Here is a 13082-nt window from a genome sequence, read left to right as displayed (position 1 = left end):
TGCCCTTCAAGCGCCCCGCCTGTTAGCCGACCAGAAGCCACGACTACCGCTGTACGGGGCGCCGCAACGGGCTTCCCCGTTTTGTGAAAGGGGGCCACTGATGCACAAGCCGCCACGCAGCCGTTCCGAACTGGCCGAGGTATTGTTCAGCCTGCGTCGCAGCTTTTTCGCCCTGGGCGCCTTCAGCGGTGTGATAAACGCCATGATGTTGACGCCAGCGGTATATATGTTGCAGGTGTACGACCGCGCGCTGGTCAGCCGCAACCTCACCACCCTGGGCATGCTCACGTTGCTGGTCATCGGCCTGTACATGATGATGTCGGCACTGGAGATGATCCGCACCCGGGTACTGATCCGGGTCGGCAACTATCTGGACATGGACCTCAACCGGCGCATCTTCAGCGCCGCCTTCGAGCGCAACCTCAGCCGTGCCGGCGGCAACCCGGCCCAGGCCCTGCATGACCTGGCACAGGTGCGCCAGTTTCTCACCGGCAGCGGCCTGTTCGCCTTCTTCGATGCACCCTGGACGCCGATCTACCTGCTGGTCAGCTACCTGATCCATCCGCTGCTGGGGCTGGTCACGCTGATCGGCTCGCTGATCCTGGTGGCCCTGGCCTACCTCACCGAGAAAGCCACGCAAAAACCCTTGGCCGAAGCCAACCAGGCGGCCCTGTCGTCAGCCAGCTATGCCAACAACAACCTGCGCAATGCCGAAGTGATCGAGGCCATGGGCATGCTGCCGGCGATCGGCAAGCGCTGGTATCAAGGCCACCTGCGCATCCTGCAGATGCAGACACTGGCCTCCGACCGTGCCGCACTGATCAGCAGCACCGGGCGTTTCGTGCGCATTACCTTGCAGTCGGTCATCCTCGGTACCGGCGCACTGCTGGCGATCGAAGGCAAGATCACCCCGGGCATGATGATCGCCTGCTCGATCCTGGCCGGCCGTGCCCTGGCCCCGGTAGAACAGGTGATTGCCTCGTGGAAGCAGTTGCTGGGTTGCCGTTCGGCCTGGGGCCGGCTGAACGAGCTGCTGCGGGACTACCCGCAGCGGCCATCGGGCATGCCATTGCAACGCCCACTGGGCATGCTGGCCGTGGAAAACGTGATCGCCAGCGCCCCCGGCAGCAACACGCCCATCGTGCGTGGGGTGAGCTTCAGCCTGACCCCGGGCGAAAGCCTGGGGATCATCGGCCCGTCGGCCTCGGGCAAGTCCACCCTCGCCCGCCTGCTGGTCGGCGTATGGCCGGCCCAGGTCGGCAAGGTGCGCCTGGACGGCGCGGACATCTTCAACTGGAACAAGGCCGAACTGGGGCCCTGGCTTGGCTATCTGCCACAGGACGTCGAGCTGCTCGAGGGCACCATCGCCGAAAACATTGCCCGCTTTGCCGAAGTGGACAGCGAAGCGGTGATCCGTGCGGCCCGCAGCAGCGGCGTGCACGACATGATCCTGCGCTTCCCGCAGGGCTATGACACCCGCCTGGCGGCCGATGGCTCGCCACTCTCCGGTGGCCAGAAGCAACGCATTGCCTTGGCCCGCGCGCTCTACGGCGAGCCCAACCTGGTGGTGCTTGACGAGCCCAACGCCAACCTCGACGACGTCGGGGAAAAGGCCCTGGTCGATGCACTGGCCGAACTCAAGGCGCGCGGGGCAACCGTGATCCTGATTTCCCATCGGCCCAACGTGCTGTGCGCGGTCGACCAGGTGCTGATGCTGCGTGACGGCGCCGTGCAGATGCTCGGCAGCCGCGACGAAGTGTTCACGGCGCTGCGCAAGGCCAGCGTGATCCCGGCGGCGAGCGCGGCACCGCTGGCTTCGGTGAAAGCACGGGAGTGACCGCTCATGCCGATGACCCACCACACCGAGTTGATTCCCGCCGAGGCCCCGCACCTGATTGACCTGGACGCCGGCCGGCCGGCCCGCTGGGGCCTGTGGCTGGTGATCGCCGGCTTTGGCGGTTTCCTGCTGTGGTCGGGCCTGGCCCCCCTGGATGCCGGGGTGGTCGCCACGGGCACGGTCAAGGTCACCAGCAACCGCAAGGCGGTGCAGCACCTGAGTGGCGGCACGGTCGAGGCGATCCTGGTGCGCGAAGGCGACGTGGTGAAGAAGGACCAGGAAGTGGTACGCCTCGACGCGCTACGGGCAGTGGCCGAACAGGGCGCGGTCAGTGCCCAGTACATTGTCGGCAAGACCGTGGAAAACCGCCTGGAAGCCGAGCGCGACGGCCGTGACAGCATTACCTTCGACCCTGCCCTGCTCAAGCGCTATGGTAACGACCCGCGCCTGCTGGCGGCCATGGACCTGCAACAGCGCCTGCTGGAAACCCGCCGCGCCGGCCTGGCCGGCGAGCTGAGCATCCTCAAGGAAAACCTGGCCGCCACGGCGGTACAACTCAAGGGCCTGCAGCAGGTGTACGGGGCCCGCGCCTCGCAGATCGGCTTCCTCAACCAGGAACTGCAGGGCACCCGCGTGCTGGCTGCCGAAGGTTATGTGCCGCGCAACCGCCTGCTGGAACTGGAGCGCAACAATGCCGACCTGTCCGCCGGCCAGGCCGAGAACCTCAACAACATCGCCCGGGCACGCAGCCAGGCCACCGAGATCAAGCTGCGCATCCTCCAGCGCCAGCACGACTACCTGAAGGAAGTGGAGTCGCAACTGACCGACACCGCCAAGGAAAACACCACCCTGGCCGACCGCCTGCGCGCGCTGGACTATGAGGTGACCCACACGGTGATCCGTTCGCCGATCGACGGCATGGTCCAGGCGCTGAGCATTGCCACGGTCGGCGGCATCATCCAGCCAGGGGCGAAGATCATGGAAGTGGTACCGCTCGACCAACCGCTGCAGGTCGACGCGATGATCCCGGTGCAGGCCATCGACAAGATGGTTCCTGGCCTGGACGTGGACATCGCCTTCCCGGCCTTCAACCATGCACGCACACCCAATATCCCGGGGCGGGTCAAGACCGTGTCCGCCGACCGCCTGATCGACGAGGAAAGCAAACAACCGTTCTACCTGGCCCAGGTGGAAGTGACCCAGGCCGGCATGGGCCTGCTCGGCAGCAACCACATCCGCCCCGGCATGCCGGCCACCGTCACCATCAAGACCGGAGAACGCAACCTGCTCAGCTACCTGCTCAAACCGATGCTCGAACGCGTGGATGCTGCATTCAAGGAGCAATGACATGAACCGCCCGTGCCTGATGCTGTGCCTGTTGGGGGTGGCCATGCAGGCCAGCGCCATGGACCTCAAGCAAGCCTGGGACCTGTTGCAGTACCAGGGCCCGATCTACCAGGCCGCCGTGCACGAGAAACAGGCCGGCAGCGAGAACCGGGCGATCGGCCAGGCCGGGTTGCTGCCACAGATCAACGCCGTGGGCTATTTCAACAAGATCAACGGCAGCCAGAGCCAGTATGGCCTGGACAGGGACCTGGATTACGACTCCAAGGGCGCCAGCGTGCGCCTGCGCCAGCCATTGTTCAACAAGCAGAAGATGGCCGAGTACCGCCAGGGCCAGCAACGTGCCGAGTACAGCGTGGCGGTGTTCGATGCCAAGAGCCAGGACGCTGCGGTGAGCCTGGCCGAAGCCTACTTCGACGTGCTGCTGGCCAGCGAAACCATCAACCTGGCCAAGGCCAAGCTCAATGCCTTCGAAGAGCAGCTGGCGTCGGCCAGGCGGCGCATGGAACTGGGTGACGGCACCGTCACCGACATCGACGAGTCGGTTGCCCGCCGCGACCTGGCCGAAGCCGACCTGATCGAAGCCCAGGACAACCTGGTCAATGCCCGCCGCAAGCTGGAGGAGTTCATCGGTGAAACCCCAGCGTCGCTGACCACCTTGCAGCCCGGTTTCAGCACCCCACCGCTGCTGCCGGACAACCTGCAGGACTGGCTGGTCAAGGCCCAGGCCGACAGCCCCCTGATTCAAGCCCGCCGGCATAGCTATGAGGTGGCCGCAGAAGAAGTGAAACGCGCCCGCGCCGGGCACTGGCCAACCCTGGACTTCGTCGCGGGCTATACCGCCAGCAGCAGCCAGTCGATTTCCGAGCTGAACCAGCGCAACCATTACAGCTCGGTCGGGCTGGAGCTGAACATTCCGCTGTACAGCGGCGGCGGCACCAGCGCCCTCACCCGCCAGGCCGGCGCCAACAGTTCCAAGGCCCTGGATGAGCTGGACGCCGCCCGCCAGGCGGTGATTTCCGAAACCACCCGTGAGTTTCATGGCGTGCAGAGTGGCGCCTTGCGTGTCCAGGCGCTGGAAAAGGCGGTGGCCTCCAACGAGCGCTCGCTGCTCTCGACCCGCAAGGGCTTCAAGGAAGGCGGCACCAGCACCAACTCGGATGTGCTCAATGCCGAGGAGTTGCTGTACGACGCCCGCCACGACCTGTTCGAGGCGAAGTTGAACTACCTGTTGTCGCGGCTGCGCCTCGCCTCGTCGGTCGGTAGCCTGGGCGACGACGATATCCAGCAGATCAACGACTACCTCGGGCCAGAGCTGGTGGTCAGCAATTGAGTGTCGGCCGCTGTCGCCGCGGCAACGGTGCTTGCCGCAGGTTGCCGGATTCAGGCTATGATCGGTCACCCTGCCGCGGACGTCCTGACCCATGCCCGTAGACCTGCAAACGTTGTACCCCAGGCTGATCCACCTGATGCTGGACACGGTATTCGTGGTCGATCGCAACAACCAGATCGTCTTCGTCAGCGATGCCTGCGAGGCGTTGCTGGGCTACCAGGCCAGCGAACTGGTCGGCACCCTGATCACCGACTACATGCACCCTGACGACCTGGCGATGACCCGCGCCTCGATCGTGCGAGTGATGAGTGGCCACCCTCATTACGACTTCCGCAACCGCTATATCCGCAAGGATGGCGGCGTGGTGCATATCCTGTGGGCGGCCTGCTGGTCCGACGAGGCCAATGCCCGCATCGGTGTGGCGCGGGATGTGACCGCCCAGTGCCAGGCTGAAGAGGAGCTGCGCTTCCTGGCCCACCATGACCCGCTGACCCGGCTGGCCAACCGCACCAGGTTCAATGAACAGCTGGACACCGCCCTTGCTGCGGCCCGCCGCCATGATCGGCCACTGGCCCTGCTGTTCCTCGATATCAATGATTTCAAGCAGATCAACGACAACCACGGGCACAGCATGGGCGACCGGGTGCTGTGCACCCTGGCCCGGCGCCTGGAAAGCTGCGTGGGCGCCACCGACACGGTAGCGCGGATGGGCGGTGACGAGTTCACCGTGCTGCTGCCCGATTGCCCCTCGCCAGAGGTCATTGCCGAGCGCGTGACACGGATACTGGCGACCATGGCCGAGCCGCTCGGCGCCGAATTCGCCGGCATCGCCACCCCCACCTGCAGCATCGGCGTGGCCTGCTTCCCGGAGGACGGCAACGACGCCGACACACTGCTGCGCCATGCCGACGGGCAGATGTACCGGATCAAACGTCAGCGCGCGGCGGCCGGTTGACCGCGAGGATACCGACCATGCACAACCCGGAAGAGGCCTTGCTCGCCAGCTGGCAGCACAATGCCCAGGCGTGGATCGCAGCCGTGCGCAGCGGCGCTATCGCGAGCCGCCGCCAGGTCACTGACCAGGCCATCCTGTTGGCCATCCTGGGCCGTCAGCCGCAACGCGTGCTGGACCTGGGCTGTGGCGAGGGCTGGTTGCTGCGCGCACTGGGCGAGCGTGGCATCCAGGCAGTGGGGGTCGACGCAGACCCGGCACTGGTGCAAGCCGCGCGCGCTGCGGGCAGCGCACAGGTGCACCTGGCCCGCTTTGCCCAGCTGGCCAATGGGCAAGCGCAGGTAGGCCAGGACTACGACCTGATCTGCGCCAACTTCGCCCTGTTGCAGCAGGACATCATTCCGTTGCTGGCGGTCATGCGCGACTTGCTGTTGCCCGGTGGCGCGCTGGTGGTCCAGACCCTGCACCCGTGGAGTGTGGCCGATGGTGAATACCAGGACGGTTGGCGGGAGGAGTCGTTTACCGAGTTGGCCGGGGATTGGCAGGTGATGCCCTGGTACTTCCGCACCCTGGCCAGTTGGCTGACTGCGCTGGACATGGCCGGGTTGCGGCTGGCCAGCCTGCAGGAGCCGCAGCACCCGCAGAGCGCGGTGCCGCAGTCACTGCTGATGATAGCTGAACGCCCCTGAAGCGATCAGGGGCCAGCGTTCAGAGCACCGGCTTTCGCACTGCCCCACTGCGGGCCTTGGCCATGGCCGCCAGGCGCACCGCCACGTTGGCCGCACCGTAACCGGCATAGCCGCCCTTGCGCTGGATGATCTCGAAGAAAAAGCGCTCCTCGAACGGCTCGGTGTACACATGGAACAACTCGCCACCCTGCGCATCACGGTCGTACAGCACGTTGTAGTACGCCAGTTCGCTGAGGAATTCGTCATCGAAATCGAAGCGCGCCGCCAGGTCGTCGTAGTAGTTCAGCGGAATTTCCAGCAGCGGCACCCCGGCCAGCTTGGCACGCGCCACTTCACGGAAGATGTCGTCACAGTCGAAGGCAATATGGTGCACACCTGAACCCCGGTAGCTGGACAGCGCATGGGCAATGGCGGTGTTGCGGTTTTCCGAGATATTCAGGGGCAGGCGCAAGGTACCGCACTGGCTGCGCAGGGCGCGGCTCTTGACCAGGCCGTAAGGGTCGGGCAACACCACTTCATCGTCGGCGGCGAAGCCGAACAGGCTCTTGTAGAACAGCACCCAGCTGTCCAGCGATTCAGCCGGCAGGGCCAGCGCCATGTGGTCGATGCGGCGCAGGCCACCGGTGGCGCTGGCGTTCTTGTCCAGGCTGAAGTCGGTGTCATACAGGGTCTGGCCGGCCGTGCCCTGCTCCACCAGGTACAACAGGCTGCCATCCGGTGCACGTACCGCCGGCACTTCGCACTCGTTGGGGCCGACCAGGCCACGGAACGGTTGGCCACGGAAGGCGGTGGCGCGCTTCAGCGCCGCTTGCTGGTCCTTGACCCGCAGGGCAGTGGCGCACAGCGACGGGCCGTGGGCCTCGAAGAAGTTGTGACCAAAGGAATACGGTTCGGCGTTAAGGACGATATTGATATCGCCCTGGCGCAGCAGTTGCACCTCTTTGCTGCGGTGCTTGCCGGCTTCGGCAAAGCCCAGGCGCTTCAGCCAACCGCCCAGGCGCGCGCCAACGGCTTCGTCAACCGCGAATTCGAGGAACTCGACACCGTCATAAGTGCTGGCCGCCGGTGGGCTGAACAGCACGCCGGGTTCGATCGGCGTACCCTCCTGCTCCAGGCGCAGGCGAGTCTGCTCTTCGAGGTACAGCAACGAGCGCAGGCCGTCGGCGGCATTCTGCCGGGGCGGCGCGGCGCGGAAGCCGTCATTGAATATTTCCAGCGACAGCGGGCCGCGGTAGCCGGTGGCCAGGATCGGCGCCAGGAAACCGGCCATGTCCATCTCGCCCTGCCCCGGGAAACAGCGGAAGTGGCGGCTCCACTCCAGCACGTCCATGGCCAGGATCGGCGCGTCGGCCATCTGTACGAAGAAGATCTTGTCGCCGGGAATGTCGCGGATCGCCCGCGGGTCGCCCTTCAACGACAGCGTGTGGAAGCTGTCGAGGATTACCCCGAGGGCCGGGTGGTCAGCCTGGCGTACCAGGTTCCAGACTTGCTGGTAGGTGTTGACGTGGCGGCCCCAGGCCAGGGCTTCGTAGCCAATGCGCAGGCCGCGTTTGCCGGCGTGCTCGGCCAGCAGGCGCAGGTCGTCGACCAGCAATTGCTCCTCTCCCAAGGCATCGGCCTGGACGTTGCTGCACACCAGCACCAGGTCGGTGCCCAGTTCCTGCATCAGGTCGAACTTGCGCTCGGCACGGTCGAGGTTTTTCTGCAGGCGGTCGCGGCGGCAGCCTTCAAAGTCTCGAAATGGCTGGAACAGGGTGATGGCAAGGCCTGCATCAGCACACATCTGCCGTACCTGGCGCGGGCTGCCGGCGTAATAAAGCAGGTCGTTCTCGAAGATCTCGACGCCGTCGAAACCGGCGGCGGCGATGGCTTCGAGCTTTTCCGGCAGGGTGCCGCTCAAGGACACAGTGGCGATCGAACGCTGCATGGCGGGAGTTCCTTGTTGTTAGAGGCTGACGGTGCCAGGCGCAAGCAAGCACCGGTCACCGTTTCTGGCACGATCGATTATTCGCAGGTAAAGTCGGCGCTTCAATATTTTTGTACGGAATGGTTAGTTTTGCGTTCGATTACCGCACAAAACCCGTTCTGACGAATTGCTAGACCGCCGGCCCGTGGTCAACATGAACCACAACGCAGGCCCACCGGCCGCTGCCCCCCTGCCCTTGCGAAAGCGATGGCCGACCCTGCGCAAACAACAATAACAACGGAGACAACGATGGCTCACTCCAGCTCGCAAGCCAAGAAAGCGACCGCCAGTGGATGGATAGGCTCGGCACTCGAGTACTACGACTTTTTCATCTACGCCCAGGCCGCTGCGCTGATTTTCCCGCAGATATTCTTCCCCAACACCGACCCGAAAATGGCCATCATCGCCTCGCTGGCCACCTACGGCGTGGGCTACCTGGCGCGCCCGGTCGGCGCCTTCGTGCTGGGCCACTGGGGTGACACCCGCGGCCGCAAGAACGTCCTGCTGCTGTGCATGTTCCTGATGGGCCTGTCGACCATGGCCGTGGGCCTGCTGCCCACCTACCATGACATCGGCCTGCTCGCCCCGGCCCTGCTGGTGGTGCTGCGCCTGGTCCAGGGCTTTGCCGTGGCCGGGGAAATTTCCGGTGCCAGTTCGATGATCATGGAGCATGCGCCGTTCGGCCGCAGAGGCTACTTCGCCAGCTTCACCCTGCAAGGCGTGCAGGCCGGCCAGGTACTGGCAGCAGCGGTGTTCCTGCCCCTGGCCTACTTCATGCCCAGTGAGGCCTTCAATGACTGGGGCTGGCGCATTCCGTTCCTGATGAGCGCCTTCGTGCTGGTTGCCGGCTTCATCATCCGCAGGGAGGTACATGAAACACCGGCCTTCGTGAAGGAAGAGAAGCAGGACAAAGTCGCCAAGTCGCCGATCCGCGAGGCCTTCCGCCACAGCTGGAAGCACATGGTGCTGGTGATGTTCATGGCCCTGATGAACGTGATTCCGGTGGTGGCCACCATCTTTGGTGCCGCCTATGCGGTGCAGCCGGCCTATGGCATCGGCTTCGACAAGAGCGTGTACCTGTGGATCCCGGTCGTCGGCAACATCGTCGCGGTGCTGGTGATTCCGTTCGTCGGCAACCTCTCCGACAAGATCGGCCGCCGCCCGACCATGATCGCGGGCTGCCTGGGCTCGGGCCTGCTGGCCTTCGTCTACCTGTATGCGATCAGCATCCACAACGTACCGCTGGCGTTCGCCACCTCGATCGTCATGTGGGGCATGGTCTACCAGGGTTACAACGCGGTGTTCCCCAGCTTCTACCCAGAACTGTTCCAGACCCGCTACCGCGTGTCGGCCATGGCCATCGCCCAGAACATCGGCACCATGCTGACCGCCATGCTGCCGGCACTGTTCGCCCTGGTCGCCCCGCCCGGTTCGGACAACATCCCGCTGGTGATCGGCGGGCTGGCGTTCTTCATCACTTGCCTGTGCGCCCTGGCGGCCTACATTGCCCCGGAAACCCATCGTTTGTCGATGGAAGACCTGGGCAACCCGCAGGCCAAGCCGATGGAGAAAGCGGCGTATGAAGCCAGCCGCAAAGGCAGCTTTCAGGCGGTGAGCCACTGATGGATCGCCGGGGCCGCAATGCGGCCCCGGCAATCTCAACCTACGACCACATCCTGCAACCGCTGCCACAACCGCTCGACGTCCCCGCGCTCGGTCGGCAACGCCCCGATCGACACCCGCACCATCCAGCGCCCATCCAGCATTGCCGGCGTCACATAGGCATCCCCGGACGCATTCAGCCGCTCGGCCCAGCCCTTGGTATGCGCATCCAGCGCTTCGCCCTCCAGCCCCGCTGGCCGATGGCGAATGCACAAGGTCTGCAACGGCACCGGTGCCAGCACTTCCCAGTCCACCGCCGCATTGACCTGCGCGGCCAGCCACTGGGCATTGCCCAGGTCACGCCGCAGACGCGCCTGCAACGCTTCAACGCCCTCGCTACGCAACATGAACCACAGCTTCAACGCCCGGAACCGGCGGCCCAGCGGGATGCCCCAGTCACGCAGGTTCTTCACCTCGCCATCCACCGCTGATTGCAGATAGCTGGGGTTGGTGCTCATCACCCGGATCAGGTGCTGCGGGTTGCGCACATAATAGATCGAGCAGTCGAAAGCCACGCCCAACCACTTGTGCGCATTGACCACTACCGAGTCGGCCAGCTCGATACCGTCCCACATCCAGCGGCACTCCGGCAGGATCATCGCCGAGCCGGCCATGGCCGAATCCACATGCAGCCACAGGCCATGGGCCTGGGCGATCGCGCCGATCGGGCGCAGCGGGTCGAGCGCTGTAGTGGCCGTGGTACCGGTGGTGGCGACCACGGCGCAGGGCTGGTTGCCAGCGGCCAGGTCCTGCTCGATCGCTGCCTGCAATGCCTGCGGGCGCAGCGCGTAGTGTTCGTCGGTCGGGATCAGGCGGATGTTGTCGCGGCCAAAGCCGGCCAGCAGCGCCGCCTTGTCCACCGAACTGTGGGCATGGGCACTGACGTAGACGATCAGCGGCCTGGCCTGGGCCTGCAGGCCGCCGCGCACCAGGGCGTAGTCGCTGGTGCGCTCACGGGCACAGATCAGTGCCACCAGGGTGCTGGTGGAGGCGGTGTCCTGGATCACCCCGCTCCACTGCTCGGACAAGCCGAGCAGCTGGCGCAGCCAATCGAGGGTGGTTTCCTCCAGCTCGCTCAGGGCCGGGCTGGATTGCCACGACAGGCCGAGTACCCCCAGGCCGGTGCTGAGGAAATCGCCGAGCACCGACGACAGGCTGCCGTTGGAGGGGAAGTAGCCATAGAAATCCGGGTGTTGCCAGTGAGACAGGCCGGGCATGAGCAACTGGTTGACGTCGTCGATGATCGCGGCGAAGGGTTCGCCTTGCTGGGGGGCGCTGCCGGGCAAGGCGGCCTTGAGGTAGCCGGGCTCGACCTGGGCCATGACCGGGCGTTCGCCGACACTCTGGCGGTAGTCGGCGATCAGGTCGATCAGCTGGTGGCCGTACTGGCGGAATTGTTCGGGGGTCACGTGGCGCTCCTGTGGTTTATCTACTGCCTGTACCGGCGACAGGGCCGGTACAGGCAACACAATGCCCCCAGTCTAGGCAGCTATCGCGCAGTGAATAACCCCGCTTCGCGCATACCTGCTATGGCAAACCCGCATGCCCGCCCTGCACGCCGAACTGCGACTGGCGCCACAACTCGAACACCCGGTTGCGCAGCCAGCGGTGCTCGGCCGAGGCCTGCAGGCGCTGGTGCCACACCACCCAGTAACGCTGGCTGTGATCGATGAAGCCCAGCGGCCGCCAGGCCAGCTGATGCAGACGGCACAATTGCCGGGCGATGTGCTCGGGCACGGTGGCCACAGCCTGGCTGTTGGCGATCACCTGCACGGTGGCGGAGAAGAACGGCACCTCCAGGCTGACCCGCCGCTGCAGCCCCTGGGCACGCAGGTGGCGGTCGATGAAGCTGTCCTTGTCGCCGCCGCCGGAAATCCGCACATGCTTGTACGCCAGGTAGTCGGCCTGGCTGAGCGCGCCGCAGGCGGCCAGCGGGTGGTCGTGGCGCATCAGGCACACGGCGCGGTCCTCGCCCAGCAGGCGCCCGTGCAGGTTGGGAGGCGACTCATCGAACAAGGTTGTGGCCAGGTCGATCTCGCCACTGGCCAGCAAGGCGTACTGGCCGGCCTGCCAGGTGCGGTATTCCAGCGATACGCCCGGTGCTTCGCGCTCCAGCGCCACCACCAGCAGCGGCAGCATGTGCTCGGCCACGTAGTCCGAAGCGGCCAGGCAGAAGCGCCGCTCGCAACGCGCCGGGTCGAACACCGCGGGCTGGCGCAGGGCATGCAGCTCTTCGAGTATCTGGCGTAGCGGTTCGACCAACGCTTCGGCGTGTTCGCTCAGCACATAACCACGGCCCTGGCGCACCAGCAGCGGGTCGTCGAAGGCTTCGCGCAGGTGGGCCAGCTGCCGGCTCAGGGCGGACTGGCTGACGCCCAGGCGCTCGGCGGCGTGGCTGAGGTTCTTCAGTTGCAGCAGGTGGTCGAGGGTACGCAGGTGGGCGAGGCTGAGGGAGGCGAAGATGGGGTTCATGCAGGCTCCCCTGGCTTGCCAGCGATGGGGCCGCAAAGCGGCCCGGGTACGCAGATCAGTCAGTCAAACCGACGTACACGTTCTGCACATCATCGTTTTCGTCGATCGCCTCGAGGAACGCTTCCACCTCGGCCAGCGCCTCGGCACTCAGGCTGGCTGCGCTCACCGGGTTCTTCGGGGTGTAGCCGATCTTCGCCGAGGTCACGGTGAAGCCATGTTCCGGCAGGGCCTTCTGCACGGCATCCAGGTCGGTGGTGTCGGTGATGAACAGGGTCGAACCCTCTTCGTCGCCTTCCTCGAAGTCCTGGGCACCGGCTTCGATGGCTGCCATCTCCGGGTCGGCGTCGCTGTTGGCGGTGGCTTCGATCAGGCCGACGTGGTTGAAGTCCCAGGCCACCGAGCCGCTGGCGCCCAGCTGGCCCTTGCGGAACAGCACGCGGATCTGCGCGACGGTGCGGTTGACGTTGTCGGTCAGGCACTCGACGATCAGCGGCACCTGGTGCGGGGCGAAGCCTTCGTAGCTGACCGCCGAGTACTGCACGGCATCGCCATCCAGGCCCGCGCCCTTGCGGATGGCACGTTCCAGGGTTTCGCGGGTCATCGAGGCCTTCTTGGCCTGCTCGATGGCCAGGCGCAGGCGCGGGTTCATGTCAGGGTCGGCGCCGGACTTGGCGGCGATCTGGATCTCCTTGGACAGCTTGCCCATGATCTTGCCCTTGGCGTTGGCCGCGGCTTCTTTATGTTTGGCTTTCCACTGTGCGCCCATGTCGACTCTCTTGTTTCAGCGGCCGGTTCAGGAAGCGACCGGCCAAAAGTGGGTGCAGTTT

General features: G+C 65.4%; 10 protein-coding genes. 6 read left to right on the top strand and 4 right to left on the bottom strand.

Annotated elements, in window-relative coordinates; translation table 11 throughout:
- The first annotated feature begins 100 nt into the window (after positions 1-100).
- From HU760_RS10785 to HU760_RS10765, 5 genes are all read left to right on the top strand, one after another.
- Positions 101-1837, top strand: a complete 1737-nt coding sequence (locus HU760_RS10785; protein WP_186677195.1) for a type I secretion system permease/ATPase — start codon at positions 101-103, stop codon at positions 1835-1837.
- 6 nt (positions 1838-1843) lie between these two features.
- Positions 1844-3184: an HlyD family type I secretion periplasmic adaptor subunit gene (locus HU760_RS10780; RefSeq protein WP_186677197.1), complete on the top strand. Its 1341-nt coding sequence runs from the start codon at positions 1844-1846 to the stop codon at positions 3182-3184.
- Between the two features lies 1 nt (position 3185).
- Positions 3186-4514 carry a TolC family outer membrane protein gene (locus tag HU760_RS10775; protein WP_186677200.1) on the top strand — a complete coding sequence of 443 codons (1329 nt, stop codon included), beginning with the start codon at positions 3186-3188 and terminating at the stop codon, positions 4512-4514.
- A 91-nt stretch (positions 4515-4605) separates the two neighbouring features.
- Positions 4606-5469, top strand: a complete 864-nt coding sequence (locus tag HU760_RS10770; protein WP_186677202.1) for a sensor domain-containing diguanylate cyclase — start codon at positions 4606-4608, stop codon at positions 5467-5469.
- Positions 5470-5486: 17 nt separating this feature from the next.
- Entirely contained in the window at positions 5487-6155 is a 669-nt protein-coding gene (locus tag HU760_RS10765) for a class I SAM-dependent methyltransferase (RefSeq protein ID WP_186677203.1), read from the top strand.
- A 19-nt stretch (positions 6156-6174) separates the two neighbouring features.
- On the opposite strand, the gene quiC is transcribed toward HU760_RS10765, so the two are convergent.
- The gene (quiC, locus tag HU760_RS10760; protein WP_186677204.1) at positions 6175-8082 is read right to left on the bottom strand and encodes a 3-dehydroshikimate dehydratase QuiC; all 1908 of its coding nucleotides are present in this window, start codon (positions 8080-8082) and stop codon (positions 6175-6177) included.
- 288 nt (positions 8083-8370) lie between these two features.
- Between quiC and HU760_RS10755 the strand changes: the two genes are divergently transcribed.
- Positions 8371-9744 carry an MFS transporter gene (locus HU760_RS10755; protein ID WP_186677205.1) on the top strand — a complete coding sequence of 458 codons (1374 nt, stop codon included), beginning with the start codon at positions 8371-8373 and terminating at the stop codon, positions 9742-9744.
- Between the two features lie 35 nt (positions 9745-9779).
- On the opposite strand, the gene HU760_RS10750 is transcribed toward HU760_RS10755, so the two are convergent.
- From HU760_RS10750 to HU760_RS10740, 3 genes are all read right to left on the bottom strand, one after another.
- Complete coding sequence (locus HU760_RS10750; protein WP_186677206.1) at positions 9780-11192, bottom strand: DOPA decarboxylase; 1413 nt, start codon at positions 11190-11192, stop codon at positions 9780-9782.
- 118 nt (positions 11193-11310) lie between these two features.
- Positions 11311-12255 (bottom strand): LysR family transcriptional regulator, encoded by a 945-nt coding sequence (locus HU760_RS10745; protein WP_186677207.1) that lies wholly within the window; start codon positions 12253-12255, stop codon positions 11311-11313.
- 55 nt (positions 12256-12310) lie between these two features.
- Positions 12311-13021, bottom strand: coding sequence for a YebC/PmpR family DNA-binding transcriptional regulator (locus tag HU760_RS10740; RefSeq protein ID WP_186677210.1), 711 nt, complete (start codon positions 13019-13021; stop codon positions 12311-12313).
- Positions 13022-13082: the final 61 nt, after the last annotated feature.

Origin of the sequence: Pseudomonas oryzicola (assembly GCF_014269185.2) — a bacterium.
Lineage (GTDB): Bacteria > Pseudomonadota > Gammaproteobacteria > Pseudomonadales > Pseudomonadaceae > Aquipseudomonas > Aquipseudomonas oryzicola.
This window is presented reverse-complemented; position numbering and strand designations above follow the sequence as displayed.

Coding starts and splice junctions, on each gene's coding strand:
- HU760_RS10785 (WP_186677195.1), top strand. CDS start 101: ATGCACAAGCCGCCACGCAGCCGTTCCGAACTGGCCGAGGTATTGTTC.
- HU760_RS10780 (WP_186677197.1), top strand. CDS start 1,844: ATGCCGATGACCCACCACACCGAGTTGATTCCCGCCGAGGCCCCGCAC.
- HU760_RS10775 (WP_186677200.1), top strand. CDS start 3,186: ATGAACCGCCCGTGCCTGATGCTGTGCCTGTTGGGGGTGGCCATGCAG.
- HU760_RS10770 (WP_186677202.1), top strand. CDS start 4,606: ATGCCCGTAGACCTGCAAACGTTGTACCCCAGGCTGATCCACCTGATG.
- HU760_RS10765 (WP_186677203.1), top strand. CDS start 5,487: ATGCACAACCCGGAAGAGGCCTTGCTCGCCAGCTGGCAGCACAATGCC.
- quiC (WP_186677204.1), bottom strand. CDS start 8,082: ATGCAGCGTTCGATCGCCACTGTGTCCTTGAGCGGCACCCTGCCGGAA.
- HU760_RS10755 (WP_186677205.1), top strand. CDS start 8,371: ATGGCTCACTCCAGCTCGCAAGCCAAGAAAGCGACCGCCAGTGGATGG.
- HU760_RS10745 (WP_186677207.1), bottom strand. CDS start 12,255: ATGAACCCCATCTTCGCCTCCCTCAGCCTCGCCCACCTGCGTACCCTC.
- HU760_RS10740 (WP_186677210.1), bottom strand. CDS start 13,021: ATGGGCGCACAGTGGAAAGCCAAACATAAAGAAGCCGCGGCCAACGCC.